We start from the raw sequence: 26221 nt of genomic DNA on the forward strand, positions 1-26221 counted from the left end.
TTTTTTTTTTTTTCTTTTCGTTACACCCCACCCCACCCCCCCCCCCCCCCCCCCCCCCCCCCCCCCCCCCCCCCCCCCCCCCCCCCCCCCCCCCCCCGGGGCCGTGCCGTGGGCGGCCGGAGTTCACCCCGCGTCGCCGCCGTTCGCGGTCCGACGCATGCGGAAGTCCCTCGAGGAGCTACCCCCGCTTGCCCTTGGGCTGCGGGTCCGCCGGGTGGGGCGCGAACTTCCGGTGGCCCTTGGCGGCGATGCGCTGTTCGCAGAGGTCGGCGAGGACCGCGTAGCCGGCCGGGCCCATCAGCTCGGTGAGCTCGGGGCGGTAGCTGATGTAGACCGGGTCGGCGCCGGTGTGGGCGTCGGGGCTACTGGTGCACCACCAGTGCAGGTCGTGGCCGCCCGGGCCCCAGCCACGGCGGTCGTACTCGCCGATGGTGACCTGGAGGTAGCGGGTGTCGTCCGGGCGGTCGATCCAGTCGTAGGTGCGGCGGACGGGCAGCTGCCAGCAGACGTCCGGCTTGGTCTCCAGCGGCTCCTTGCCCTCCTGCAGGGCGAGGGTGTGCAGGGCGCAGCCGTGGCCGCCGGGGAAGCCCGGGCGGTTGAGGAAGATGCAGGCGCCGTCCACCCGGCGGGTCTGGCGGTCGCCGTCCTCGTCGAGCATGGTGATGCCGCCGTCGAGCTTGATCCGGCCCTTTGCGTCGGTGCCGTGCTCGTACAGCTGCCAGGTCTCGGGCGTGAGCCGGGCCGCGTGTTCGGCGATCCGCTTCTCGTCGTCCTCGTCCGAGTAGTGGGCGCCGAGCGTGCAGCAGCCGTCGGACTCGCCCCGGCCCTCGCGGATGCCCTGGCAGCCCTTGCCGAAGATGCAGGTCCAGCGGGAGGTCAGCCAGGTCAGGTCGCAGCGGAAGACCTGCTCGTCGTCGGCCGGGTCGGCGAACTCGACCCAGGCGCGCGGGAAGTCGAGCCCGACCTCGGGCGCCGGGCCCACGGTCGGCATCGGGAGGTCGACCGGCGTCGCGGACCTGGCGAGCTCGGCGGCCTTGGCCTTGCCGCCGCTGGCGGGGTGCTTGGTCTTCTTGGTGCTCTTGGGAGTCTCTGCTGCCACTCAGCAAGGGTATGGCCTCCGCCCGGCAAGGGGCGTGACCCGTGCGAGGGTGTGAAGTTGAGGTGAGAAACGTCCAGAGGCGCTGCGGAGGGCTCCGATCCGGGCCCTAGGATGGCGGCGCCGCTGGGCATGTACAGGGGGCGGTCGGCACGGCGGTTTCGGTGGACCTGGCAGGACGGGGGAACGGCGATGGCAGCGGGTGGATCGGACCAGTTCCGGATCAAACCGTGGGAAGTGCACGGCGAGGGGCGGGAGTTCGAGCAGCTCTCCAACGATTTCGCCCGGGCCGCGCTGGCGCTGGAGCAGGGCATGGCCGGGCTCGGCGGTCCTTGGGGCAAGGACGACCCCGGCTCTGGCTTCGGCCAGGAGTACGACGAGGCGCAGCACGGACTGCTGGCCGGTCTGAACGGCCTGGCCGACCGGCTGGCCGGGATCGGCGCCGGACTGCACACCATGGCGGACCAGGCGAGCCAGACCGAGCAGGACATCGCGGCCGACTTCAACCGGCAGCACCCCGGCGGAACCGCTGCGGGGCGGCAGGTGGTCTGAGTCCCCGAGGGGGCATCCGCCGGTGGGCGGACCGAGCTTCATGCCGTACCGGACGCCGGGCGCGGCCCCGTCCCGGGCGGGCGGACCGCCCGCGGCGTCGCAGCCGCGACGGCGTTCAATCCGTAGAGCGCGAAGGGGGGACCGCGTGTCCCGGAAGTTGCCCGAGGAACTGGTCCCGGTGCTGGCCAAGGTCGGCCACCACTGGCCCGAGGCCGACGAGGACGGCCTGCGCCGCGCCGCCTCGCTGTGGCGGGAGTTCGGCACCGAGGCCGAGCAGCTGAGCCGCCGGGGCCGGGAGTCCGCGCAGCGGGTCACCGAGGAGAACTCGGGGTCCGCGGTGGAGGCCTTCGGCCGGCACTGGAACGACTTCTCGGGCGGTGGCCGCGGTTATCTGGACGACGCGACCGGCGCCGCCGAACTGGTCGCCAAGGCCTTCGACGGCGCCGCCGAGGCCACCGACACCTGCAAGTCGGCGATGGTCGCCGAACTCACCGAACTGGCCGAGAAGCTCAAGGCGGCCGAGGCCGCCGAGGCCAAGGCGAAGGCGGAGCACGGCGGCGGACTGGCCGGCGCGGTCACCAAGGCGGTCGACACCGTCGTCGCCGAGGCCGGCGAGGCGGTCGAGCTCGTGGCCGCCAAGATCAAGATCGGCGAGCTGCTGGAGGAACTGGGCCGCGCCATGAAGCACGGCCTGCAGACCGCGTTGCAGGAGCCCGCGGTGATCGCGCTGGAGCGCCTGGCCGGCTCGGACGGCAAGGCGCGCGGCGGCTCGGACGATGCGATCGCGTTGAGCGCCAGGGGCGGGGTCGGCGGGCAGTCGACCGGCCCGTTGGCGGGCGCGGCCGCCGGGGCGGCGGCGGTCGGCGGCGTCCGTGCGCTGAGTGCCGCGGTGGACTCGCACGGCCGGCTGATCACGGACGACGAGGGTCACCCGCTGCTCCGCGACCAGAACGGCAAGCTGGTGGCCGGGGTCGACGGCGTCACCGTCCCGGTCGGCCCGGACGGCAAGCCGGTGGTCGACGCCGACGGCAAGGTCGAGGTCCTCGGGACGGACGGCAAGCCGCTGGTCGGCGTGGCCGTCGGGGTGGACGGCAAGGCGCTCACCGATGCCCGGGGCAACCCCGTCACAGTCGGCGCCGACGGCCGGCTCGGCGACAGCAAGTTGTCGGTGGCGCTCGACGAGAACGGCGCGCCGCTGGTCGGCAGGGACGGCCGTCCGGTGGTGCTGGGCCCGGACGGGCAGCAGCTGCCGGAGCCGGACCAGAAGCTCGGGCTGCGGGCCGGCGTGCAGACGGCGGGGCTGCCGACCGATCCCCCGGCCGGTGCCGACGCCGACCTGAGCGAGCGGTCGACGGCGACCGGCATCGGACTGCGAACCGCACCGGCCGGTACGGGAGTTCAGGCCGGGCTCGGCGACGGGGACGGCTACGGCTCGGGAGCGGGTGACGGCTCCGACGGCTACGGTGGCGGTTCCTCCTACGCGGGCTCGTCGGGGCACTCCGGTTCGGGCGGCGGAGGGTACCGGCACCGGCAGGATCCGTTCGAGTACGGCGGCGGCCAGGGCGGCTACGACTCCGCGGACTACTCCGACTACGGCAACCCGGACTACGGCAACCTGCCGGTCACGCACCACACTTCGCTGCGGACCGGGCCGGTCTCGCTGCAGACCGACTCCGTTTTCGTCGAGCCGCCGCAGACGGGCTCGGACTACGGCTCCTCGGGCGGATCCGGCCCGGGCGCGGGATCCGGGGCCGGCTCCGGGTCGGGTTACGGCTCCGGTGGCGGCGACGTGCCGTCGGCGGGCAGCGGCTCCTCCGGTGGCGGCTGGCGTTCGGACCCGTCGGGCGGATCCGTGCCGTCGATGCCGGCCACCGGCGGTTACGGGCCGGTCGGCGGAGCTCCGGTCGGCGGCTCGACCGGCGTACCGGCGGGCGGCGTACCGGTGGGCGGCGTACCGGTGGGCGGCGTACCGGTGGGCGGCGGTCCGGTGGGTGGCGGTCCGGTGGGTGGCCCGGTCGGCGGCCCGGTCGGCGGAGGCCCTGTCGTCACCGGCCCGGTCGGCGGCACCCCCGGTGTGTCCGGCACCCCCGGTGTGTCCGGCGGTCCGGTGGGCGGTCCGGTGGGCGGTCCTATCGGCGCTGGCGTGCCGGGTGCGGCCGGCCAGCCGGTCGGCGGTGCGATCGGCGTCGGCGTGGGCATCACGCCGCAGGACGGCCGATCCGGCGCGGCGGTGCCCCGGATGCCCGTCGGCACCCCCCTGCCGGGCGCGGGCCTCGGCGCGAACCCGGGCGCGGGCGTACCCGGGCCGCTGCGGTCGTCCCTCGGCCCGGTCGCCGACTTCCGCGTCCGCCCCGACCAGCTGCTGCCCACCGACGCACACGGGACGTCCGCCTGGAGCGCCGTACCCGCCGGCGAGCTCGGCGCCGCCTTCCTGCTGGTCCGGGCCGGACGCCGCCAGGGCGTGCCGCCGCAGGGCGAGCTCGAGCAGGCGCGCACCATCGCCGACAGCCGCCCGTACGGCGTCCCCGGCGGTCTCGGCCCGGTCGACCCCGCACACCAGGCCGAGGCCGAACTCCGCTTCCCCGTAACGCCGGAGGGCTTCGCGGTGCCGCACTCCGACCCGCGCCGCGGGACCTGGGCCGAGGTGCTCAACGGCGGCGGCTACCGCGAGCAGGGCCGGGCCAACAACTGCGTCGAGCTCTCGCTCTCCGGCCTGGACAGCTACGCGGGGCACCCCACCTGCGGCGCCCCGCGGCTGCCGGACGGCCCGGCCGGGGAGCGCGGTGGCCGCGACCGGGCCGAACGCGAACTCGGCACCCAGTTCCGCGACCTGGGCGACGGCGAGCAGGCGCACCGGCGGCTGGCCGAGGTGCTGCTGCGCACCGGGCACGGCGCGCAGGCGGTGCTGCTCACCATGGACGGGTTCGGTCGGTCGCACACCTGGAACGCCGCCGTGTGCGAGGGCACGCTCAGTTACCTGGACCACCAGACCGGCCGCCGGTCGGCCGCCCCGCTCTACGACGCGGAGCACGGCCTGTGGGCGATCGCGGTGGATGCCGACTGCCGCCCGCTCGACCTGTCGGACATCCAGCTCGCGGTCCCGGAACCGAAGCCGGAAGCCGAGACCGCACCGGAGCCCGCGCCCGCCCGGCAGGCCGAGCAGGAGCCCGCCGTCCCGGAGCAGCCCGCGCCGCCGCGCTCGCGGCTGACCATCCACCGAGCCCCCGCAGGCACCAGCGCGAGGAGCGCCAAGCGATGACCACCCGCGAACAGGCGATCGACACCGCCCACCGCTGGATCAACGGCGATCTGCCGCAGGAGGCGGCCCGCCCGGTCCAGTCCTTCGAGTTCGACCTCGGCTGGGTGCTCTGGCCCGCGCCCGCCCCCGTGCAGGTGGATCCGCTGACCGGTGCGCGCCGGGCACCCGAGGAGATCGGCGCGGCCTGCGCGGTGGTGGACCGTGCGACGGGCGAGCTGAGCGTCTGGCCGTCCGTCCCGGTCGCGGAGGTGATCCGGCTCTACCGCGACAAGCTGGGCGCCGGCCAGTACGAGCCCGCGCTGCCGCCCGTCACCGGCCCCGGGGTGCGCGCCGAGGTGACCTGGCGCGACGAGCACGGCGAGTCGCAGACCCTGGTCATGCACTCGGTCGCGGGCCGTCCGCACCCCGCGCTGCACGCTTGGCGGCAGCTTGAGCAGCAGGGCGTCCGCGCGGAGGACGTGGTGTCGGTCCACACCGATCTGAGTCTCGCCATGCTGCCCGGCGGGTACGTCGCGCAGGCGCTCGCCGAGGAGCTGCCGTCCGCGCGGTTCAGCCACGAGCTGCGCTACGGGCCGTACTTCGACCACCGGGCGGAGGCGGTACGGGAGTCGGCCGCCCGGATCCCGGCCGACGGGCCCGACGGGCGGCCGGCCGCGCCCAGGCCCAACCGGATGCCCTTCCCGGCCGCCGTGCCGCCCGCGCTCCCGGAGACCGCGCAGGCGCTGGCCGCCGGGCTCGTGGAACGGTTCGGAGTCGAGGGGGTCCAGCGCTTCGATGCCGAGGAGGTGCTGGCGGCCGATCTACCGGACTCGGCGGCCGTGCCGCTGATCGACATCGGCCTGCCGGTGGCGGTCGAGGGCTTCTTCACCCTGCTCCGCCCGGTGGCCGACGGCGTCCTGGACGGCACCCGGACCCAGACGGCGCTGCCCGATGCGGCCGACCACCTGGCCGAGCTCGGACGCGGTCTGCGGGCCACCGAGGCCGCCCGGCGGAACCTGCTCGGACAGCGCGTCGTCGGCACCGACGGCTGGGCGCTGATCACCGTGGACTCCGCCCAGGGCCGGGTCCGCGCGATCGACCCCGACAGTGCGAGCGCTCGCCACTGCAACACCGACCTCACCGCCTTCATCCGCTCCCTCGCCGTCCTCGCCGACTTCCTGCCCCGGCTGAGCGGCCTCCCGCCCTACGCGGCGGGCCCGGTGGTCGCCGAACTCCAGTGGGGCCTGGCCGCCTTGGACCGCACGGTGTTCACCGACCCGGAGAACTGGTGGTCGGTGGTGGTGGAACAGCTCTGGCACGGAGTCCTTTGACGCGGTGGCGGCGGTCGCCGGTCGGCGGTCGGTGGTCGCCGGTCGGCGGTCAGAGCCTGACCGCCGTGGTGCGACCCGCCGCCGAGCACGGTGGCGTTCTCCGCTCCGGTCAGGCCTTGAGGAACGCCTCCAGCGCGGCCGCGAAGGCCACCGGGATCTCGTACATCGGGTAGTGACCGGAGCTCCGGAGGACTTCGAGGGTGGCGTCCGGGTAGTGGGCGAGCCAGGTGCCCTGCATGACCTCGGGGGTGAGGGCGAGGTCGTGTTCGCCGGCGAAGATCCGGACCGGAAGCCGGCTGCCGGTGATCTTGGCCGCGAAGTCGAGGCCGGTCCAGTCGGCGAGGTAGGCGGCGAAGGCGTCGCGGCGGGAGTCGGCGAGGGACCGGGCGGTCATCCGGTCGAGCCAGGCGGCCGGGGCACGGGTGGAGGGGATCATCTCTCCGGACCGGACCGGATCGGCCGGGATTGGCCGGGATCGGCGGCGAGGCTGTCCGGTCGCGGGAGTGGGGAGCCCTGAGGGTGCCCCTTCGGAGTGCTGAACTGTCCTTGCTGGATTGGCAGTTGCGGAAGGCCGACTCGGGCTCGTCGGTCACGCCGCTCCCGCCGGACGCCACCCTGACTGTCGGTCGGATTCTGCTCCCGGTCGGCGGCCGGGTATGACGTGCCGGGTCTCGGACGGGCATCGCGTAGCGTTGAGGGCTATGCGACTCGGTGTGCTCGACGTAGGTTCCAACACCGTCCACTTCCTCGTGGTGGACGCCCACCCCGGTGCTGCCCCGCTGCCCGCGTACTCCCACAAGGCCGAGCTCCGCCTCGCCGAACTGCTCGACACGGAGGGCGCGATCACCAAGTCCGGCGTGGACAAGTTGGTCGGCATGGTCGCCTCCTCGATAAGGGTGGCAGAGGACAAGGGCGTGGTGGACATGCTGCCCTTCGCCACCTCCGCCGTCCGGGAGGCCGCCAACGGCGAGGACGTGCTGCGCCGGGTCGCCGAGGAGACCGGGGTGGAACTGCGGGTCCTGTCCGGCCAGGACGAGGCCCGGCTCACCTTCCTCGCGGTCCGCCGCTGGTTCGGCTGGTCGTCGGGGCGCCTGCTCAACTTCGACATCGGCGGCGGTTCGTTGGAGATCGCCTGCGGCCTGGACGAGCAGCCCGACGTCGCCTGCTCCCTCCCGCTCGGCGCCGGCCGGCTGACCGCCCAGCTCCCCGGGGACATCGCCGACCCGGACGACGTGCGGGAGCTGCGGCGCCAGATCCGGGCCGAGATCGCCCAGGTGGTCGGCGAGTTCGCCCGGCTGGGCACCCCGGACCACGCGGTCGCCACCTCCAAGACCTTCAAGCAGCTGGCCCGGATGACCGGTGCCGCCCCCGCCGACAACGGGCCGCTGGTGCAGCGAAGACTCACCAGGTCCGGTCTGTCCACCTGGGTGCCGCGGCTGGCCGGGATGACCGTCGCCGAGCGCGCCCGGATCCCCGGCGTCTCGGAGGGGCGGGCGCGGCAGCTGCTGGCCGGTGCGCTGGTCGCCGACGCGGCCATGGACCTCTTCGGCCTCGACGGGCTCGACATCTGCCCCTGGGCGCTGCGCGAGGGCATCATCCTGCGCCGCCTGGACGCCATGGACAGCCCGGTCGACCGCCGCCCCGCCCTCACGCAGTGAACCCTTCGGCGCAAGGCGGAGCGGAGCGGGACGTGCCCGGCAGCCCGGCGGAGTTTCCCGGCGCCGCCCTGCCTCGTGCCGCCTTCGGGCGGAGCGGTGCGGGGTGAGCACGCCCACACCCGGGCGGGACCGGGCCCCATTCGGCTGCCGGGCCGCTTACGCTGTCTCCCGTGGCGGAACCAGCGGACGAGGACGGTACGCAGGCGGGCCGCGCTGCTGGTGAGGACGCCGGGCAGCCGCGGCCGGGCAGGCCGCGCCGGGCCAGGGCGAGCGCCGCGCCCAAGCGGACAACGGCGCCCGGGCAGGGCGAACCGGACAGCGGCTCCCGGGCGGACCGGCCCGCGGAGGCGGCCGGGAGCCCGGAGTCGAGGAGCGCGAAGGCCGTCAAGGCTGCGAAGGCCGCCAAAGTTGCCAAGGTCGCCCAGGCGGTCAAAGCGGTGAAGTCGGCGACCGCCGTGAAGGCCGCCAAATCCACCCGGCAGCGGAAGGCCGCGACCGCCGAGCCCGGCAAGGCCATCGAGTCCGGCAAGGCCGCCGAGCCTGCCACAGCCGCCAAACGCGGTACGGTCGCCAAGCCCGGCGCAGCCGCCAAGCCCCCCGCAGCCGCCAAGTCCGGCGCGGCCGCCAGGACCGGCGCGCCCGCCACGACCGCCAAACGGGCCAAGACCGTGAAGCCCTCCCGCCGCAAGGCGCCCGAGCCCGCCCCCCTGCTGCGCACCACCGACCGCCTGGTGCTCCCGCCGCACCCCGAGCTGCACGTCCCGGACACCAAGGTGGTGCTCTCCACCGCCTCGGTCTACCCCGCGACCACCGCCACCGCCTTCGAGCTGGCCGCCAAGCTCGGCTACGACGGCATCGAGGTGATGGTCTGGAACGACCCGGTCAGCCAGGACATCGAGGCCCTGCGCAGGCTCTCCGACCAGCACCGGATGCCGATCCTGGCGGTGCACGCCCCCTGCCTGCTGATCACCCAGCGGGTGTGGACGACCGACCCGTGGACCAAGCTGGTCCGGGCCCGCGCCGCCGCCGAGAAGCTGGGCGCGGACACCGTGGTGGTGCACCCGCCGTTCCGCTGGCAGCGCCAGTACGCTCGGGAGTTCGTCGAGGGCATCGGCCGGATGGCGGGCGAGACCGACGTCCGGTTCGCCGTGGAGAACATGTACCCGTGGCGCTACCGGGACCGCGAGGTGCTGGCGTACTCGCCCGGCTGGGACGTCACCGACGAGGAGTACCGGCACTTCACCATCGACCTCTCGCACGCCGCCACCTCGCGGATCGACACCTTCGGGTTGGTCGACCGGATGGGTGACCGGCTGGCCCACGTCCACCTGGCCGACGGTTCCGGGTCGGGCAAGGACGAGCACCTGATCCCGGGCCGCGGCAAGCAGCCCTGCGCCGAACTGCTGGAGCGCCTCGCCCGGACCGGCTTCGGCGGCCACGTGGTGCTGGAGGTCAACACCCGCCGCGCCACGTCCCCTGCCGAACGCGAGGCCGACCTCGCCGAGGCGCTCGCCTTCACCCGGCTGCACCTGGCCACCCCGGCGCGCGTACGCTGACCGCAGGCACACCGCGAGACCGGGGGGCGGGACATGACGGATCTTCAGCATCGCCAGCACGCGGAGTCCTTCGGTGCTGTCGCCGCGCACTATGACGCGGCCCGGCCCTCGTACCCGGAGGCGCTGTTCGACGAGATCGAGCGGCTGTCCGGGCGGGGGTTGCGGGGTGCGGTGGTGCTGGACGTGGGTGCGGGCCGGGAGCCGGTGCTGGCCGCCGAGCGGGCCGCGCTGCTGGCCGAGTTCCCGGACGGCACGGTCACCGAGCCCCACGTCCTGGAGCTCGTCGTCGCGGTGACCCCGGCATGACGGCCCCGGACTGGCAGCAGCGGGCCGCCTCCTTCGGTCCGGTGGCGGCGCACTACGACGCGGCTCGGCCGTCGTATCCGGAGGCGCTGTTCGATGAGGTGGAGCGGCTGTCCGGGCGGGGGTTGCGGGATGCGGTGGTGCTGGACGTGGGTGCGGGTACGGGTATCGCCACCCGGCTGCTGGCGAGTCGGGGTGCGCGGGTGACGGCGGTGGAGCCGAGTGCGGGGATGGCGGAGCGGCTGCACGCTGTGAGCCCGGAGATCCCGCTGGTGAAGGCGGTCGGTGACGAGCTGCCGTTCCACGACTCGACGGCGGACCTGGTCACCTATGCGCAGGCGTTCCACTGGACCGACCCGCACCGCTCCATCCCGGAGGCGATCCGCGTCCTGCGCCCCGGCGGCGCGCTGGCGGTGTGGCGCAACGACCGGGACCACCGGACCCCCTGGATCGCCGCCCAGCTGGAGCGGCTGCTGGCCGGGGTCTCCTCACTGAGCGTGCTGCCCACGGGCGCCGAGCGGGTCGACATCGCCGAGGTCGGCGTGCTGCTGGCCGAGTACGGCCTGCGGGTGGGCAGTGCGGAGATCGCCTGGCAGCGCGAGGTGCCTGTGGAGACGGCGCTCGACGACCTGCGCTCCAAGTCCTTCATCGCGGTGCTGTCCGAGCGGGAACGGGAGGCCGTGCTGGCCGCCGAGCGGGCCGCGCTGCTGGCCGAGTTCCCGGCCGGGCTGCTGCCCGAGCCCTTCACGGTCCGGCTGGCGGTGGGCGTCAGGGCCGCCTGACGGCACGGCATCCGCCGACTCCTGGCGAACATGCGGGTCGGTGACCTTGAGCTGTCGGTGGAGTGTCCCGGCTTGCGTCCCACGGTACGCCACAGCCCCGGCTGAGGGTTTGCACCGGGGCTGTCGGGTGGTGCGATGGATCAGGTGGGGAACTCTCCTGCCTTGACTGCGTGGACGAAGGCGGCCCACGAGGCGGTGGGGAAGACGAGCGCAGGCCCGTTCGGGTCCTTGCTGTCACGTGTCGCTACTGCCTCACTCAGAAACGCCGTTTCGATGCACTGGCCGTTGCCGCTGCTGTGTGAGCTCTTCCGCCAGGCGACGTCGGACAAATCCACCTTGTTCATGCTGATACCTCCTCTCTAGTGCATCTCCTCAGCCAGTTTGACGATCAAGTCCGACGTCCCGTCGGGGCTGAGAGCCACCGCCCGGAGGTTGTCGAAGATCGCGCCGTACCGGCGTACGTCTACGTCAGCTTCGAGGAAGAGGTCACCGGCCATGCTGTCGATGTAGACGATCTCAGGCTCTTCCACGTCGGGAAAGCTCATCAGTACGAACGAGCCCGGCATGCCGGGGTGAGCTCCCGCGTCGAAGGGGATCACCTGAAGTGTCATGTGCGGTTCGGCAGCCGCCTCCATCAGCCGTTGCAGCTGTTCACGCATGATCCGTGGCCCACCCACCATGCGACGAATGGCAGCCTCATCCATGATCACCCACAGATGCAGCGGCTCGTCCTTGGTGAGTACGACTTGGCGCTCAACCCGTGCTTGGACTCGCTGCTCTATCTCCCTGGTGCTGGCCATTGGCAACACGCCCCTGATCACGGCGCGTGCGTAGTCCTCCGTCTGCAACAGGCCGGGGATGAACAGGGATTCGTAGTTGCGAACCGCCCGAGCCTCAGCCTCAAAGCTGATGTACGCAGTGTATTCCTCGGGCAGTTCGCTGTGATACGGCCGAAGCCACCCCTGCACGCCCGCTCCCTGCGAGAGCGTAAGGATCTCGCCACGCTGCGGCTCGACGACGTCGTACAGACTGAGCAGCGTGATCAAGGTTCGCTGCTGCGGCCGAACCCGTGCCGTCTCGATCCGGTAGAGCGTAGCCGCGTTGATGCCGGTCCGGTCTGTGACGTCTTCCCTGGTCATGTCTGCGCCTGCGCGTAGGCGGCGCAGCTCTGCGGCCAAACGGCGCAGGCGGACCGTCGGAGTCTGTCGCTTCGTCGGCATGCTCTCCGCCCTCTCATCTGCACAGGAGCTATCGGTGATTCTGTCCAGCAATCGCCGTAGCAGCAAGTCCAGTTCGCATATGCAAGGTATGCATTCGCACGCCTTGCATCAGACTGGTCGCCAGGTGCATTCTGGTACCGCCGATCGCTGACTGTGACGGAAGTGTCACAGTCAGCTGATCTGTCGATATGTCACGCCCAGTTCGCGGTCAGCCGGCAGGCTGCCCCTGGGCGGCACCCAGGTCGCGCCACGCCAGGCGGGGTGGCGCGCGAATCCAAGGGAGCGCGCATGCGCGGAACGTTGGAGAGACCGCCGGATGTGGCGGGTGAGTACTCGTATTGGTTGCCGCGGCATCGGAAGTCGGGAGGCGTGGCCCGGGGGCTGCTGCGCGGGTTCCTCGCCGATCTGGTGGACGGTGAACTGTACGCCGACGTCGGCGAGTTGGTGTTGACCGAGCTGGTCAACAACGCGGTGCAGCACGGGCGTACCTCTCCCGGCCGGTTGATCTTCGTGCGGTTCGAGTTGTCGCCGGGGGTGCTTCGGGTCGAGGTGCACGACGCGAACGGCGACCGGCCGACGGCCCGGACGGCGGGCGTGGACGAGGAGTGTGGCCGGGGGTTGTGGCTGGTCGATCAGCTGTCGGCCCGGTGGGGCTGCTGTCCGCGTGCGGGCGGGGTCGGTAAGGCGGTGTGGGCGCTCGTCCACCCGAGGAGGGGTGAGTCATGACCGGAGCGGAGAGCGCCGACACGAGGCCGGAGGTGGGCGCGGACTACCCGCACCCGGTCATGGTGGAGATCAAGGGCGTGACGCAGACAGCGACGTTCACCAGACTCGCCGACGCGGTCAAGGCGGTGCGGACCACCCTCGCCAGGCTTCCGCTGGACAACGCCCATGCCGGCTACCTCGCCGAGCAGTTCGCCCCGGAGGCGCTTGACCGCATCGCCCACCAGTTGGCGAACGCCGGCGAGGTGCGGGCGCTCGCGTTCGTCGGGACGGATGCTCACATGATCTACCTTCGCCCGGCGGCGGAGCGGTGAAGCGGCGGCCGGTCCGCCCGCGTCATCCGGTGGCGTTGCGGCGGGACTTCGGCCGTCGGTGGTGCTTCGACGTGCAGATCATCGGGGGCCGCTGACAGTGGAGGCGAACGCGAGGAAGTGCAGTCGCCCAGGACCTGGATCCACCCGGGGCGGACCGGGCCACCTCGCGCAGCCCCTCGGACCTCCCGACACGTGACCTGCCCCGGACGCCCCCTTACAGGGGTGTTGACCGGCTCGTTCACGTTCGGCCCGATCGGCGGGCGGCCGGAGCCGGTTCCGGCGGAGTGGATCTGTGCGACGGCCGTCGCCACCTCGGGATGCGGACCTCCTGACCGCATTCCGGACGAGCCGTGCGGCCGCCCGGACCGACGGCGTACGCTCGGTAACTAAAGCGGCCCCGCACCCTCTCAACCGAAGCAGCGGGCCGCGCGCAGCCGCTGGAGGAGTGGAGCGAATGCCCGAGCTGAGGTCCCGTACGGTCACCAACGGTCGCAACATGGCGGGCGCCCGGGCGCTTCTGCGGGCCGCCGGCGTAGCCCGCGAGGACTTCGGCAAGCCGATCATCGCGGTGGCCAACTCCTTCACCGAGTTCGTGCCGGGCCACACCCACCTCCAGCCGGTCGGCCGGATCGTCTCCGAGGCGATCAAGGAGGCGGGCGGCATCCCGCGCGAGTTCAACACCATCGCGGTGGACGACGGCATCGCCATGGGCCACAGCGGCATGCTCTACTCGCTGCCCTCCCGCGACCTGATCGCCGACTCGGTCGAGTACATGGTCAACGCGCACTGCGCGGACGCGCTGATCTGCATCTCCAACTGTGACAAGATCACCCCGGGCATGCTGATGGCCGCGCTGCGCCTCGACATCCCGACCGTCTTCGTCTCCGGCGGCCCGATGGAGGCCGGCAAGGCCACCCTGGTCGACGGCACGGTCCGCAAGCTCGACCTGGTCGACGCGATCTCGCAGGCGGTGAACGAGAACGTCTCCGACGAGGACATCGCGATCATCGAGGAGAACGCCTGCCCGACCTGCGGGTCCTGTTCGGGCATGTTCACCGCCAACTCGATGAACTGCCTCACCGAGGCGATCGGCCTCTCGCTGCCCGGCAACGGCTCGGTGCTGGCCACCCACACCGCCCGCAGGGCCCTGTACGAGCGGGCCGGCCGCACCGTGGTCGAGCTGGCCCAGCGGTACTACGGCGGGGACGACGCCTCCGTCCTGCCGCGCAACATCGCCACCCGGGCCGCCTTCGAGAACGCCATGGCCCTGGACATCGCCATGGGCGGCTCCACCAACACCATCCTCCATCTGCTCGCCGCCGCCCAGGAGGCCGAGCTGGACTTCGAGATGCGCGACATCGACGCCGTCTCGCGCAAGGTGCCCTGCCTCTCCAAGGTCGCTCCCAACGGCAGCTACTACATGGAGGACGTCCACCGGGCCGGCGGCATCCCGGCCATCCTGGGCGAGCTCTACCGCGCCGGGCTCCTCAACGAGGACGTCCACACCGTCCACTCCGATTCGCTCGCCGAGTGGCTCAAGACCTGGGACGTGCGCGGCGGTTCGCCCTCCGCCGAGGCCGTCGAGCTGTGGCACGCCGCCCCCGGCTGCGTCCGCTCCGCCACCGCCTTCTCGCAGTCCGAGCGCTGGGAGACGCTGGACACCGACGCGGCGCGCGGCTGCATCCGCGACCTCGAGCACGCCTACTCCGTCGAGGGCGGCCTGGCGGTCCTGTACGGCAACATCGCCGAGGACGGCTGCGTGGTGAAGACCGCGGGCGTGGACGAGTCCATCTGGACCTTCAAGGGCCCGGCTGTGGTCGTGGAGTCCCAGGACGACGCGGTCGAGGCGATCCTCGCCAAGCGGGTGAAGGAGGGTGACGTCGTCGTCATCCGCTACGAGGGCCCCAAGGGCGGCCCGGGCATGCAGGAGATGCTCTACCCGACCTCCTTCCTCAAGGGCCGCGGCCTCGGCAAGGCCTGCGCCCTGATCACCGACGGCCGGTTCTCCGGCGGCACCTCGGGCCTGTCGATCGGCCACATCTCGCCCGAGGCGGCCTCCGGCGGCGCCATCGCGCTGATCGAGGACGGCGACATCGTCTCGATCGACATCCCGAACCGGAGGATCGACCTGGAGCTCTCCACCGAGGAGCTGCAGGAGCGGCGCCGCAGGCTGGAGGCCGACGGCGGCTACCGGCCCAAGTCCCGCCAGCGGCAGGTCAGCGCCGCACTGCGGGCGTACGCGGCGATGGCCACCTCGGCCGACAAGGGCGCGGTCCGGGACGTGAGCAAGCTCGGCTGACGCCTTCGGGCAGGTTCCGGGCGAGGGGACCGCTTCCGGTGCACGGGCGGCCCCCTCCGCCGTTCCGCCTCGCGGCTCCGGGCCCGGGCGGTCCCCTCCGGGCGGCATGGGACGCCGGCCGGAGAGGCCCGTCGCACTTCCCCGGAGGGAGGAGTCAAAATCGGTCTCGTGACCAAGCAGCAGCACACCTCCCCCAGTACGCCCCGGTCCCGAGCCCCCGAGCCGGAGCCCATCCGCTTCTTCGGCACCAGCTGGGTCGACCGTGGCGCCGGCTACTGGGCGCGCCGGGTCGTGGTCCCGATCGGTGCGCTGCTCTGCGCCGCCGCCGGTGCGCTGGTGCTGCGCTTCGCCGTCGCGGGCGTCCGGCTCTCCGACTCCGGCGGGTTCGTCGACGGTCTGCTGATCGCGGCCATCGCCGTCTGCTCCTGCCTCGCCGCCGTTCGCAACTGGAAGCTGCTGACCGAGGGCCGGGAGTCGCTCGCCGGCTGGATGGCCGAGGACAGGTCGCTCGGAACGGTCTGGCTGATCGGGGCGGTGGGCGCGCTCGTCGCGTACTTCGTCCGCAGCTTGGTCGAGGCGCCCGGCGAAGGCGTCAAGCGCGCCGGTTACGACCAGGCGCGGGCGCGGTACGAGCACCGTGGGACCGCCAAGCGCAACCGGTGAACACCGGGGCGCGTCCGACCGGCGGCGTGCGCGGTCGGTCCACCGCGAAGCCGCGGGGTTCCCGCACCCCGAAGGCCCCCGCCGCCGAGGGTGCCGGAGGGTCACCCCGTCCAGAGGACCGGGTGGGCCACCGGGCTGCTCGGGGCCGGGCTCGCGGTCGGCGGGGCCGGGGCACGGGTCTGCTCGATGACCGGAGGGGGCGGCGCGGGCCGGTCGCCCGTGGCGAGCCGGAAGCTGAGCACGGCCAGGCCGATCACCACAGCGACGATCAGCCAGGACTGCCACCGCGTGCCGATCCGGGCCCGCAGCCGGCCGCGTCGGCCCGGCGGCCGCCTGTCCGGGGCCGTGGACAGGTCGGGCTCCGGCGGTTCGCGCTTCCACCTGGCGGCGAGCATCCGGGCCCGTCCGGACTGCTCCTGCACGGGCGCGGCGCGGATGAACTCCTCGTCCAGGACAAGGTTTTCGAAGGGATCGCGCTGCGGCTGGTCCCCGGGGCGCGGTTGGGGGTCTTCGGCTGTCGGCACACGGTCAGTATGTCGGCCCGGGAGGGTGGACATGCGGCCGGGGCGGCCAGTTGTGCAGGAACCGTGACCGCCCCGGCAAGCCGGTGCCCGTCGTACCCGTCGTACTTGTCGTGCGATGGCCCGCCGCCCGCGCGCAACGCCGTCGCGCTGAGGCCCGTCTGACGATTCGCGGCGGATCAGCGCGCCCGGCGGGAATCGTCAGACAGGCCTCAGGCGCCGCGCCTGGCGCGCTTCACCGAGCCGACCACCCCGGCGACCACCAGCAGGATGCCTGCCGGCAGCAGCGAGGTGAAGAGCGCGCCGAACAGCCCCCAGCTGCCCAGCAGGGTGAGCGCCAGCGTGTTCAGCACCAGCAGCGCGCCCGCCGCGGGCAGCGCCGACCGCCACGGGTGCTCGTCGGCCCAACGGGCCAGCCGCCGGTCGGCGGTGTCCCGGCGGAGCTTGCCGCCCACCGTGCCGACCAGGAAGAAGAAGAACAGGGCCAGGCCGACCGGTCCGGCCAGGATGTCCATGGACCAGTGACCGGTGACGACGTCGATCCCCAGCGCCGCCCCGCCGGCCAGCGCACCGACGGCCGCGGCCGTCCGCCAGGGCCCGAGCGTCGCCGACGCGACGGCGAGCTGTCTGGTCTCACTTCGCGACAAATCTGCGTGTCCCATGACTCAACGGTGCGCTGCGCCGGCCCGGGACGCCAGAGCGGCCGACCCTGAGTTTTCCCGTAAGGGAGGCGGCTCCTCGGGGTCGGGCGCCCCGGCGCAGGTGGAAGCCGGGCAGCACGGACCAACTGCCCGGGATCACGGGTGACTTGGGGTTACCGGAAGCCCCCGTACGGAACCGTGAGGATCTCCATGCCGTGGCCGGCCGGATCCATGAAGTACAGGCCGCGCCCGCCGTCGTTGTGGTTGATCTCGCCCGGCCGCTTCTGGTGCGGATCGGCGTAGTAGGTGATCCCCGCCTGCTCGATCCGCTCGAAGGCGGCGTCGAACTCCTGCTCGGAGATCAGGAAGGCGTAGTGCTGCGGGGTGATCGACTCGGCGGGCATGGTGGCGAAGTCCAGGGTGACCCCGTTGCCGGTGGCGACCGGTATGAACGGGCCCCACTCCGCTCCGACTTCGAGGCCCAGGATGCCCGCCAGGAATTCGGCGGAACTCCGGTTGTCCCGGGAGTGGATGATGGTGTGGTTCAGCTCGACTGACATGATCGAATGCCTCCAGAAGGCATCTGCGGGCACCTCCATGCCTCACCCGACCGGTGACCGACACGCGATGCCGCACTGGCGATCCTAAGACCGACCGGCACGCGACGTCGCGGGCCCTATCGCCGGTCGGTCCAAGCAGCCCCGCCGCTCACCGTCGAGGGCTTTGATCCGCCGGGCCATCCGTCAGGTGGGCGCGGTCGTTGAAGGAGAGCAGCCGCCAGACGCCGTCGCTCTCGTCGAAGTCCCAGCCGGTGACGGAGGTGAAGTCCGGGTCGAGCCGGGCGCCGGTGCCGGGCCGGGGGACGCCGAACAGGGTCAGGAACGCCCAGACGATGAACCCGGCGTGGGTGACGGCGACCACCGTACGGCCCGGATGGCGCCTGGGCAGGTCGTCGAGCGTCGCGTGCAGGCGGCCGAGGAAGTCGTGCCAGCTCTCGCCACCGGGAGAGAGCGGCCGGTCCGGGTGCCGCCCGGGGTCGACCGAGCCGTACCGGGCCGCGAACTCCGCCGCGGTGAGCCCGTCGCCCTCGCCCGGGTGCGGTTCGCACAGGCCGCGCTCGTAGCGGACCCCGCCCGAGGCCGGCAGCGCCGGGGCGAGGATCAGCGCGGTCTCGCGCGCCCTGGGAACGGTGCTGGAGAGCAGGACGTCCGCATGGAACCGCTGCCCGGCCAGGTGCCGGCGCAGCGCGTACGCCTGGTCCCGGCCGCGCGGGGTCAGCCCGGGGCAGCCGCGCTCACCCGCGACCAGGCCGAGCCCGGAGTGGACGGACTCGCCGTGACGGATCATCAGAAGCCGCACGGCTGCCGATGGTAGGCGCTCCGGTCGACCTGTGAGGCGGAGCCGGTCCCGAAAGCCGGACAGGGCCCCGTCGGGGCCGCCCGAAGTGCGAGGATGGCCGGACACGGTACGTAAGGAGCGGCCATGAGCAGCGCACACGGACAGAAGATCGCCTTCCTCGGCACCGGCAAGATCGGGGAGGCCCTGCTCTCCGGTCTGCTGCGGGCGGGCAAGGACCCGGCGGACGTCCTGATCACCGCCCGCCGCCCGGAGCGCGCGGCCGAACTCGCCGCCCGCTACGGCGTCACCGCGGTCTCCAACACCGAGGCGGCCAAGCTCGCCGACACCCTGATCCTGGCGGTGAAGCCGCAGGACATGGGCACCCTGCTGGACGAACTCGCCCCGCACATCGCCGCCGACAGGCTGGTGGTCTCGGCCGCCGCCGGCATTCCGACCGCCTGGTTCGAGGCGCGGCTGGCGGCGGGCACGCCGGTGGTCCGGGTGATGCCCAACACGCCCGTGCTGGTGGACGAGGGCATGAGCGTGATCTCCGGCGGCTCGCACGCCCAGGAGGAGCACCTGGAGTGGGCGGAGGAGATCTTCCGCTCGGTCGGCAAGGTGCTGCGGCTGCCGGAGTCCCAGCAGGACGCGGCCACCGCGCTGTCCGGTTCGGGTCCGGCGTACTTCTACTTCCTGGTGGAGGCGATGACCGACGCGGGCATCCTGCTCGGCCTGCCCCGGCAGGTGGCGCACGACCTGATCGTGCAGTCGGCGGTCGGCGCCTCGGTGATGCTGCGCGACTCCGGAGAGCACCCGGTCAAGCTGCGCGAGGCGGTCACCTCGCCGGCCGGGACCACCATCGCGGCCATCCGCGAGCTGGAGAACCACGGGGTCCGGGCCGCGCTGCTGGGCGCGCTGGAGGCGGCCCGTGACCGGTCCCGCGAGCTGGCGGGCGGCGGCAGGTGAGCGGCCGGTGGGCGGCCGGTGGGCGGGCCGGGGCAGGTGAGCGGCCGCCGCCCGATGGGCGGACAGTAACCTGGGGCCGGTGAGCTACGACCTGGTGATCTTCGACAATGACGGTGTGCTCGTGGACAGCGAGCCGATATCCAACCGGGTGCTGGCCGAGTACCTGACCGAACTCGGCTACCCCACCGCCGTCGAGGACTCCTACCGGGACTTCATGGGCTGCGCCGCGCACACCGTGCACGACGTCATCGGCGAGCGGTACGGGGCGCGGCTGCCCGAGGGCTTCGACCGGCTCTTCCACGACCGGGTGTTCGCCGCCTTCCGGGCCGAGCTCACCGCCGTGCGCGGCGCCGGGCAGGTGCTGGAGACCCTCCGGCGGTCCCGGGTCCCGTACTGCCTGGCGTCCTCCGCGCACCACGAGTGGATCCGCACCGCGCTCGACCTCGCCGGCCTGCGCGGCTACCACGCGGAGGAACGGATCTTCAGCGCGCAGGACGTCGGCATCGGCAAGCCCGCGCCCGACCTCTTCCTGCACGCGGCCCGCACCCTCGGGGTGGACCCCGCGCGCTGCCTGGTGGTCGAGGACAGCCGCAACGGCGTGCTGGCCGCCCGCGCCGCCGGAATGGACGTGTACGGCTACGCGGCCCTCACCGACCCGGCCAAGCTCACCGGCGCCGGGGCGACCGGCCTGATCACCGAACTCCCTCAGCTGCTCGACCTGGTGGCCGCTGCCTGACCGCTGCCGAGCGGCCCTGACCCGTACCCGGCGCCCGGAGCGGCCGAGCGGAAGAGAGTCCGGTCCAACCCCTCCCGCAACCGCCCCGCAGCACCTACGCTCGCGGCCAACATCTTTCGTACCGGCCGGTAGTGCCGGGGGAATCGGGGGCGGCCATGCGGCGAGCCGTGGACGCGGGACTGCGCCGGTCGCGGGCGGCGCTGGCGGTCGGCTTCCTGCTGCAGGGCACCGCCTTCGCGCTGCTGGTGACCTGCATACCCGAGATCCAGCACCGGTACGGGCTGAGCGACGCGATGCTGCCGGTGTTCCTGGCGGCGGTGCCGGTCCTGGCCGGCGTCGGGTCGATCGGCTCCGAGCAACTGGTGAAGCGCAGCAGCGCACGCGGTGTGCTGCGGGTCGTCCAGCCCGCCGTCTGCCTCACCCTCGCCGCGGCCGGGCTGGGCGACCGGCTCTGGCAACTGGCCGTCGCGCTGGGTCTGTTCGGCCTGCTGGTCGGTGCGCTGGACGCGAGTATGAACATGCTCGGGGTGGGCCTCCAGCGCCGCTACGGGCGCAGCATCATGCTCGGCTTCCACGCCGCGTTCAGCCTGGGCGGCATCCTCGGCGGCTCGGTCGCCTGGCTCGGTGCGCACGACGACTCGGGACTGCCCACCCTGTTCGGGGTCACCGCGGCGGTGCTCACACCGCTGGCGCTGCTGGCCGGCACCCGCTTCCCAGGGCGGGCCGAACTCGGCGACGCGGTGAGGGAAGCGGCCGAGGCGGCGGCCAGGTCCATCCCCTGGCGGCCGCTGCTGCCGCTCTGCACGGCGATGGCCGCCGCCTACATCGCGGACGCCTCGGTCTCCAACTACAGCGTCAAGTACCTCACCGACGGGCTGCACAGCGCCGGTGACGTGGCCAAGTTCTCCTACCTCGGCTACATGGTCGCCATGCTGCTGGGCCGCGCCCTCGGCGACCGGGCGGTGCAGCGGTGGGGCGCGGTGGCCGTGGTGCGGACGGGGGCCGCGCTGGCCGCACTCGGGTTCGCCCTCGCGGCGGCGGCGCCCGGCCCGGCGGTCGCCATCGCCGGGTTCACCCTGCTCGGCTTCGGCATCTGCGCGATCATCCCGCAGGTCTTCGCGGCGGGCGGACGGCTCTTCCCGGAGGACTCCGATGCCGCGGTCGCCCGGCTCAACCTCTTCAACTACGTGGGTTTCCTGCTGGGTTCGCCCCTGGTCGGCGCCCTCGCGGACGCCGCCTCCTACCGCATCGCCCTGCTCGCCCCGCTCGTCCTGATCCTCTTGATCGCCCCGCTGGCCGGCCACTTCGCCCCCGGCCGCCCCGGCGACCGGGAGCACGGGGAGCGGCGCGTACAGCCCACCGCGCCGGGGCACTGAGCCGCCGGCCACTGGCGCCACCGCGCCCCGCGGCCCCGATGGGCGCGCCGATTTCGCCCGCTCGGCTCCGGGGGCTCCCCGCGGCAGAGCCGCCGATCAGCAGGGTCGGTGCCGACACTTCCCCCCAGCCCCGGCGGCTGGGAGCTGCCCCGCCCGCCTGCGCTCCCTCCTTCGTCGGCCGCTCGTCGTCCGTCGCTCCCGGCACCGGTGCGCCCTTCGGCTCGGCTCGGGGCGGGCCGAGCCGGTGCACTACCTTGGGATCATGCCCGAAGCCGAGCGTGACACCTCCTGTGGCCTGCACCTCTACTGGGACGAGGCCGTCACCGCCTACGACTTCGGTCCCGGCCACCCGATGGACCCGACCCGGCTGGCGCTGACCATGCGACTGGTCGAGGCCTTCGGCCTGACCACCGCGCCCGGCGTGACCGTGCGGTCCGCCCCGCCCGCCGGTGACTCCACCCTGGGCCTGGTGCACAGCGCCGAGTACATCGAGGCGGTCAGACGCGTTGCCGCGGACCCGACCACCACCGATCCCCGGCACGGCCTGGGCACCGCGGACAACTGGGCGTTCGCCGCCCAGCACACCGCCTCGGCGCTGATCGCCGGTCAGTCGGTGGCCGCCGCCGAGGCGGTGTGGAGCGGCGAGACCCCGCACGCCGTCAACTTCGCCGGCGGGCTGCACCACGCGATGCCGGCCGGTGCCTCGGGCTTCTGCGTCTACAACGACCCGGCGCTGGCCATCGCCCGCCTGCTGGAGCTGGGCGCCGAACGCGTCGCGTACGTGGACGTGGACGTGCACCACGGGGACGGTGTGCAGCAGGCGTTCTGGGACGACCCCAGGGTGCTGACCGTCTCGATCCACGAGCACCCGTCCACGCTCTTCCCGGAGACCGGCTGGTCCACCGAGACCGGCGGCCCCGACGCGCCGGGATCGGCGGTCAACCTCCCGCTGCACGCGGGCACCGGCGACAGCGGCTGGCTGCGTGCCTTCCACGCCCTGGTCCCCGAACTGCTCGCCGCCTTCCGCCCCCAGGTTCTGGTCAGCCAGCACGGCGCCGACACCCACGTCGAGGACCCGCTCGCGCATCTGGCCGTGACGGTGGACGCCCAGCGCATGATCGCCGAGTCGATGCACGAACTCGCCCACCGGTACGCGGGAGGCTGCTGGATCGCCACCGGCGGGGGCGGCTACGCGGTGGTGGACGTGGTCCCGCGCGCCTGGACCCACCTGGTCGCCACCGCCGCGGGGCACCCGATCGACCCCGCCGCCGAAACCCCGGAGAGCTGGCGCGCGGAGGTGTACCGCCGTACCGGGCGACAGGCCCCGCTGCGGATGACCGACGGCGCCGAGCCGCGCTGGCGGGACTTCCAGGAGAGCGGCTACGACCCCGCCGACCGCCTCGACCAGGCGATCCTGGTGGCCAGGCGGGCGGTCTACCCGCACCACGGCCTGCTGCCGTGACCGACGCCGGGGCGAGGTTCGAGGCCTGCCTGCCGTGCCACCGCAGGCCGGCCGCCATGGGGGCGCGCGCCGGGGCACTGGAGGCATCCGGGTGCGCCCGTGCTCACCCCAGCGCGGGGCACGCGCTTCCGTGAGCCCGCTCCCGACCGGAGCCGTACCTGCGAACTCGACCGCCCCGGACCGGTGGCCGTGGTCGGATCTCTTGACGGTGCACCCGGCCGAAGCGGAAGAATCACTGCCAGTACCGGCGGCGGCCTGCCGTGCACCCACTGCACGAAGCCGGTGCGGCCGGCGCCGAGCGCCCTTGCCGCAGCCGGTCAGGCACCGCCCGACCTGGGGTTCGGCGACCACGGCCGGCTCTGCGGGCCGGGCCGGCCGGGCATCGCGGCCGACGGGCTCGCGGACCTTGAGGACCGGGCACCGTTCGCCGGGGAGGCCCGGGGAGTGGTCGCGGCGGCGTGCCGGCGGACGGCGGTGCGCACCCGGACTGCTACAGAGCGCGGAGTGACTACGTAATGCAACGGTCGGATCTCGCACCGTAGAGAGACTGGGCTTCCCCCTCTTCCCACTGGTACCACGCATAACTACTCTGGGGATACACGTGTGCCGGTGGAGTCACCGGAGGGGAAGCCGGTGCCTAGCACACGGGTAAGGGTCGGGTGAGGTCATGAATGCTGGCGAACGCCCCCTGCAGGAGGTCGTCTTCCTGACCGTGGCGGAAGTCGCCGCGGTGATGCGGGTGTCGAAGATGACGGTCTACCGCCTCGTGCACAGCGGAGAGCTTCCGGCCATCCGGGTCGGCCGCTCCTTCCGGGTGCCCGAACAGGCGGTCCACGAGTACTTGAAGGAGTCCTACGTGCGCCTTGAGAGCGCGTAGGCACGACACCGACGGACGCCGATTACGGTGCTGGGCGTGCGGACGGTAGGCTAGGCCGTCCGTCAGTCGTATGGACTCCGTCTCTCACGGGCGAGAGTCTGAGTGAGCGAGGGTTGTTCCGTGGGCTCTGTCATCAAGAAGCGTCGCAAGCGTATGGCCAAGAAGAAGCACCGCAAGCTTCTGAAGAGGACTCGCGTTCAGCGTCGCAACAAGAAGTAACACCACACGGCTGCGCGCTTTCCTCGCCTCGGCGAGGGTCAGCCGACCTCCGGGACGCCCCGCGCACCAGGTGTGCCCACCGCCCGCCCAGACGAATTTCCGTCCGGGCGGGCGGTGGCGTTTTCGGCGCGGAAACAGCCGCACGGTACGGTGCAGTCAGGGGTTCGAGCCCCGCGTGCGACGGCGAGGAGGACACGAGGCTGTGGGCAGGGTCGTGCTCGTCACCGGCGTGGCACGCCATCTCGGTGCCCGCTTCGCGGCGGAGGTCAGCCGCGATCCCGATGTGGACCTGGTGGTGGGCGTGGACGTCCGCCCGCCGCAGCGCGAACTGCCGGACGACTGCCGGTTCGTCCAGGTCGACCTGCGCCGCCCGTCCGTCGCGCGGGTGATGGCGGAACACGACGTCGACACCGTGGTCCACCTCACCGTCAGCGCCACCGGCCCGGGCGGCCGCGCGGTGGTCAAGGAGACCAACGTCATCGGCACCATGCAGCTGCTCGGTGCCTGCCAGAAGGCCCCGGGCCTGCAGCGCCTGGTGGTGAAGTCCACCACCGGCGTGTACGGCTCCGCACCCCGCGACCCCGCCGTCTTCGGCGAGCGGATGCAGCCCAAGGACCTGCCGCGCGGCGGCTTCGCCAAGGACGCCGCCGAAGTCGAGGGCTACGTGCGCGGATTCGCCCGCCGCCGCCCCGACGTCGCGGTCACCGTGCTGCGCTTCGCCAACATCGTCGGCCCGGCCGGGGACACCCCGCTCACCGAGTACTTCGCACTGCCCGTCCTGCCGACCGCGCTCGGGCACGACCCCCGGCTGCAGTTCATCCACGAGGACGACGCCGTCGAGGTGCTGCGGCTGGCCGCGGGCCCGGCCCGGCCCGGGACCACCAACACCGGCACCTTCAACGTGGCCGGCGAGGGCGTGCTGCTGCTCTCCCAGTGCGCCCGCCGCCTCGGCCGGCCGACCGTGCCGCTGCTGCTGCCCGCCCTCGGCCTGGTCGCGGGCATCGTCCGGCAGACCCGGCTAGCCGACATCTCGCCCGAGCAGATCCGACTGCTCACCCACGGCCGGGTGGTGGACACCACGCAGCTGCGCGAAACCTTCGGGTACGTACCGAAGTTCACCACTCCGGAGGCCTTCGCCGACTTCGCTGCCGCGCAGTCGCCCGGACTGCTGCCGCCCGAACGGCTCGCCGCCGTCACCGACCGGCTGGCCGGGCTGCTCGGCACCGACCACCCCGACGCCCCGAGGAGCTGAGGCCACCATGACCGCCGCGAGAGAGTACGCCGGCACCGAGGCCAAGGTCATCCCGATCGAGTCCGCGCCCAGCTGGCACGGCGACCGCAGCAGCGCGGCGACGGAACGGTTCGCCGACCGCGTCGCCGAGGCCGTCGGCGGCGCCCTCGCCGGAAAGCTCGGCACCGCCGCCACCCGGGTCCTCGGCAAGGGCTGGGAGCAGCGCGCCGCGGGCGGCCTCGCCTTCCTGCGCCGCCGGGTCACCGGCGACTACGAGGTGGACGAGTTCGGCTTCGACCGCGAACTCACCGAGGAGGTCTTCCTCTCGGCGCTGCGCCCGCTCGCCGAGAAGTACTTCCGGGTCGAGGTGCGGGGCATCGAGAACATCCCGAGCGAGGGTGGCGTACTGATCGTCGCCAACCACTCGGGCACCATCCCGCTGGACGCCCTGATGACCCAGGTCGCCATCCACGACCACCACCCCAGGCAGCGGCACCTGCGGATGCTCGCCGCCGACCTGGTCTTCGTGCTCCCCGTGGTGAACGAACTCGCCCGGAAGGCCGGGCACACCCTCGCCTGCAACGAGGACGCCCAGGCGCTGCTGGAGCGCGGCGAGGTGGTCGGCGTCTGGCCCGAGGGCTTCAAGGGGATCGGCAAGCCGTTCGCGGACCGGTACAAGCTGCAGCGGTTCGGGCGCGGCGGGTTCGTGGCCTCGGCGCTGCGGGCGCAGGTGCCGATCGTGCCGTGCTCGATCGTCGGGGCCGAGGAGACCTACCCGATGATCGGCAACGCCAAGACGCTGGCCCGGCTGCTGGGGCTGCCGTACCTGCCGATCACGCCGACCTTCCCCTGGCTCGGGCCGCTGGGGGCGGTGCCGCTGCCCACCAAGTGGACCATCCAGTTCGGCGAACCGATCCCGACCGACAGCCACCCGCCGGAGGCGGCGGACGACCCGATGCTGGTCTTCAACCTGACCGACCAGGTCCGCGAGACCATCCAGCACACCCTGTACAAGCTCCTCGTCCAGCGGCGTTCGGTCTTCTTCTGACCCCGGCCGGGGGAAGGGCCGACGCCGAGGCTCGGACGGCCCGGCGGTTCTGAAACGGCGGCGGGGGGGGG

General features: G+C 73.0%; 27 protein-coding genes and 1 pseudogene. 20 read left to right on the top strand and 8 right to left on the bottom strand.

All coding sequences use genetic code 11. The annotated features are described in order from the left end of the window. Positions 1 to 178: 178 nt before the first annotated feature. Complete coding sequence (locus ACZ5ON_RS06270; protein WP_465586175.1) at positions 179 to 1099, bottom strand: DUF3109 family protein; 921 nt, start codon at positions 1097 to 1099, stop codon at positions 179 to 181. Between the two features lie 189 nt (positions 1100 to 1288). On the opposite strand from ACZ5ON_RS06270, the gene ACZ5ON_RS06275 reads away from it, so the two are divergent. From ACZ5ON_RS06275 to ACZ5ON_RS06285, 3 genes are all read left to right on the top strand, one after another. After that, positions 1289 to 1648 (top strand): WXG100 family type VII secretion target, encoded by a 360-nt coding sequence (locus ACZ5ON_RS06275; protein WP_465586178.1) that lies wholly within the window; start codon positions 1289 to 1291, stop codon positions 1646 to 1648. Positions 1649 to 1793: 145 nt separating this feature from the next. After that, complete coding sequence (locus ACZ5ON_RS06280) at positions 1794 to 4907, top strand: toxin glutamine deamidase domain-containing protein (RefSeq protein ID WP_465586182.1); 3114 nt, start codon at positions 1794 to 1796, stop codon at positions 4905 to 4907. Then, positions 4904 to 6217 (top strand): SUKH-4 family immunity protein, encoded by a 1314-nt coding sequence (locus ACZ5ON_RS06285; RefSeq protein WP_465586184.1) that lies wholly within the window; start codon positions 4904 to 4906, stop codon positions 6215 to 6217. The genes ACZ5ON_RS06280 and ACZ5ON_RS06285 overlap by 4 nt, the downstream gene beginning before the upstream one ends. Positions 6218 to 6326: 109 nt before the next feature. Here the strand turns inward: ACZ5ON_RS06285 and ACZ5ON_RS06290 are convergent, their stop codons facing one another. After that, entirely contained in the window at positions 6327 to 6653 is a 327-nt protein-coding gene (locus ACZ5ON_RS06290) for an alpha/beta fold hydrolase (RefSeq protein WP_465586186.1), read from the bottom strand. Positions 6654 to 6918: 265 nt separating this feature from the next. Between ACZ5ON_RS06290 and ACZ5ON_RS06295 the strand changes: the two genes are divergently transcribed. From ACZ5ON_RS06295 to ACZ5ON_RS06310, 4 genes are all read left to right on the top strand, one after another. After that, entirely contained in the window at positions 6919 to 7875 is a 957-nt protein-coding gene (locus ACZ5ON_RS06295; protein ID WP_465586188.1) for a Ppx/GppA family phosphatase, read from the top strand. A gap of 752 nt (positions 7876 to 8627) precedes the next feature. After that, positions 8628 to 9431: a sugar phosphate isomerase/epimerase family protein gene (locus ACZ5ON_RS06300; protein ID WP_465587119.1), complete on the top strand. Its 804-nt coding sequence runs from the start codon at positions 8628 to 8630 to the stop codon at positions 9429 to 9431. Between the two features lie 33 nt (positions 9432 to 9464). After that, complete coding sequence (locus tag ACZ5ON_RS06305; RefSeq protein ID WP_465586190.1) at positions 9465 to 9737, top strand: hypothetical protein; 273 nt, start codon at positions 9465 to 9467, stop codon at positions 9735 to 9737. Then, positions 9734 to 10516: a class I SAM-dependent methyltransferase gene (locus ACZ5ON_RS06310; protein WP_465586192.1), complete on the top strand. Its 783-nt coding sequence runs from the start codon at positions 9734 to 9736 to the stop codon at positions 10514 to 10516. Before ACZ5ON_RS06305 ends, ACZ5ON_RS06310 begins: the two co-directional genes overlap by 4 nt. A gap of 140 nt (positions 10517 to 10656) precedes the next feature. Here ACZ5ON_RS06310 and ACZ5ON_RS06315 read toward each other — a convergent pair whose 3' ends face one another. After that, entirely contained in the window at positions 10657 to 10860 is a 204-nt protein-coding gene (locus ACZ5ON_RS06315; RefSeq protein ID WP_465586194.1) for a DUF397 domain-containing protein, read from the bottom strand. 15 nt (positions 10861 to 10875) lie between these two features. Further along, positions 10876 to 11736 carry a helix-turn-helix domain-containing protein gene (locus ACZ5ON_RS06320; RefSeq protein ID WP_465586196.1) on the bottom strand — a complete coding sequence of 287 codons (861 nt, stop codon included), beginning with the start codon at positions 11734 to 11736 and terminating at the stop codon, positions 10876 to 10878. 369 nt (positions 11737 to 12105) lie between these two features. On the opposite strand from ACZ5ON_RS06320, the gene ACZ5ON_RS06325 reads away from it, so the two are divergent. The 4 genes from ACZ5ON_RS06325 (at position 12106) to ACZ5ON_RS06340 (ending at position 15735) form a co-directional block, all read left to right on the top strand. After that, entirely contained in the window at positions 12106 to 12462 is a 357-nt protein-coding gene (locus tag ACZ5ON_RS06325; RefSeq protein WP_465586198.1) for an ATP-binding protein, read from the top strand. Then, positions 12459 to 12773 (top strand): hypothetical protein, encoded by a 315-nt coding sequence (locus tag ACZ5ON_RS06330; RefSeq protein WP_465586200.1) that lies wholly within the window; start codon positions 12459 to 12461, stop codon positions 12771 to 12773. Before ACZ5ON_RS06325 ends, ACZ5ON_RS06330 begins: the two co-directional genes overlap by 4 nt. A 454-nt stretch (positions 12774 to 13227) precedes the next feature. After that, complete coding sequence (gene ilvD, locus ACZ5ON_RS06335) at positions 13228 to 15072, top strand: dihydroxy-acid dehydratase (RefSeq protein WP_465586202.1); 1845 nt, start codon at positions 13228 to 13230, stop codon at positions 15070 to 15072. A 168-nt stretch (positions 15073 to 15240) separates the two neighbouring features. Beyond that, a complete protein-coding gene (locus tag ACZ5ON_RS06340) occupies positions 15241 to 15735 on the top strand; it encodes a hypothetical protein (RefSeq protein WP_465586204.1) in 495 nt (164 codons plus the stop codon). A 101-nt stretch (positions 15736 to 15836) separates the two neighbouring features. Here ACZ5ON_RS06340 and ACZ5ON_RS06345 read toward each other — a convergent pair whose 3' ends face one another. The 4 genes from ACZ5ON_RS06345 to ACZ5ON_RS06360 all read right to left on the bottom strand — a co-directional run bounded on the left by ACZ5ON_RS06345 (position 15837) and on the right by ACZ5ON_RS06360 (position 18256). Then, on the bottom strand, positions 15837 to 16259 hold the full coding sequence (locus ACZ5ON_RS06345) for an SCO2583/SCO2584 N-terminal domain-containing protein (protein WP_465586207.1): 423 nt from the start codon (positions 16257 to 16259) through the stop codon (positions 15837 to 15839). 209 nt (positions 16260 to 16468) lie between these two features. Next, on the bottom strand, positions 16469 to 16918 hold the full coding sequence (locus ACZ5ON_RS06350) for a hypothetical protein (protein ID WP_344634933.1): 450 nt from the start codon (positions 16916 to 16918) through the stop codon (positions 16469 to 16471). 152 nt (positions 16919 to 17070) lie between these two features. Then, positions 17071 to 17457: a VOC family protein gene (locus tag ACZ5ON_RS06355; protein ID WP_465586210.1), complete on the bottom strand. Its 387-nt coding sequence runs from the start codon at positions 17455 to 17457 to the stop codon at positions 17071 to 17073. A 148-nt stretch (positions 17458 to 17605) separates the two neighbouring features. Next, complete coding sequence (locus tag ACZ5ON_RS06360) at positions 17606 to 18256, bottom strand: histidine phosphatase family protein (protein WP_465586213.1); 651 nt, start codon at positions 18254 to 18256, stop codon at positions 17606 to 17608. A gap of 123 nt (positions 18257 to 18379) precedes the next feature. Between ACZ5ON_RS06360 and proC the strand changes: the two genes are divergently transcribed. The 9 genes and pseudogenes from proC (at position 18380) to ACZ5ON_RS06405 (ending at position 26150) form a co-directional block, all read left to right on the top strand. Then, positions 18380 to 19201: a pyrroline-5-carboxylate reductase gene (gene proC, locus ACZ5ON_RS06365; protein ID WP_465586215.1), complete on the top strand. Its 822-nt coding sequence runs from the start codon at positions 18380 to 18382 to the stop codon at positions 19199 to 19201. A gap of 79 nt (positions 19202 to 19280) precedes the next feature. Beyond that, positions 19281 to 19937, top strand: a complete 657-nt coding sequence (locus ACZ5ON_RS06370; RefSeq protein ID WP_344634929.1) for an HAD family hydrolase — start codon at positions 19281 to 19283, stop codon at positions 19935 to 19937. A 155-nt stretch (positions 19938 to 20092) separates the two neighbouring features. Then, on the top strand, positions 20093 to 21313 hold the full coding sequence (locus ACZ5ON_RS06375; protein WP_465586221.1) for an MFS transporter: 1221 nt from the start codon (positions 20093 to 20095) through the stop codon (positions 21311 to 21313). A gap of 262 nt (positions 21314 to 21575) precedes the next feature. Then, on the top strand, positions 21576 to 22775 hold the full coding sequence (locus tag ACZ5ON_RS06380; protein ID WP_465586223.1) for an acetoin utilization protein AcuC: 1200 nt from the start codon (positions 21576 to 21578) through the stop codon (positions 22773 to 22775). 93 nt (positions 22776 to 22868) lie between these two features. Beyond that, positions 22869 to 23291: pseudogene (locus ACZ5ON_RS06385) on the top strand (phosphatase); the annotation flags it as partial. 151 nt (positions 23292 to 23442) lie between these two features. Next, positions 23443 to 23652, top strand: a complete 210-nt coding sequence (locus tag ACZ5ON_RS06390) for a helix-turn-helix domain-containing protein (protein WP_465586224.1) — start codon at positions 23443 to 23445, stop codon at positions 23650 to 23652. Positions 23653 to 23772: 120 nt separating this feature from the next. Beyond that, positions 23773 to 23871 carry a 30S ribosomal protein bS22 gene (locus tag ACZ5ON_RS06395; protein WP_003948845.1) on the top strand — a complete coding sequence of 33 codons (99 nt, stop codon included), beginning with the start codon at positions 23773 to 23775 and terminating at the stop codon, positions 23869 to 23871. 202 nt (positions 23872 to 24073) lie between these two features. Beyond that, on the top strand, positions 24074 to 25123 hold the full coding sequence (locus tag ACZ5ON_RS06400; RefSeq protein WP_344634925.1) for an NAD-dependent epimerase/dehydratase family protein: 1050 nt from the start codon (positions 24074 to 24076) through the stop codon (positions 25121 to 25123). A 7-nt stretch (positions 25124 to 25130) separates the two neighbouring features. Beyond that, positions 25131 to 26150 (top strand): lysophospholipid acyltransferase family protein, encoded by a 1020-nt coding sequence (locus ACZ5ON_RS06405; RefSeq protein WP_465586227.1) that lies wholly within the window; start codon positions 25131 to 25133, stop codon positions 26148 to 26150. Positions 26151 to 26221 lie beyond the last annotated feature (71 nt).

This window comes from Kitasatospora sp. NPDC032150, assembly GCF_055579945.1.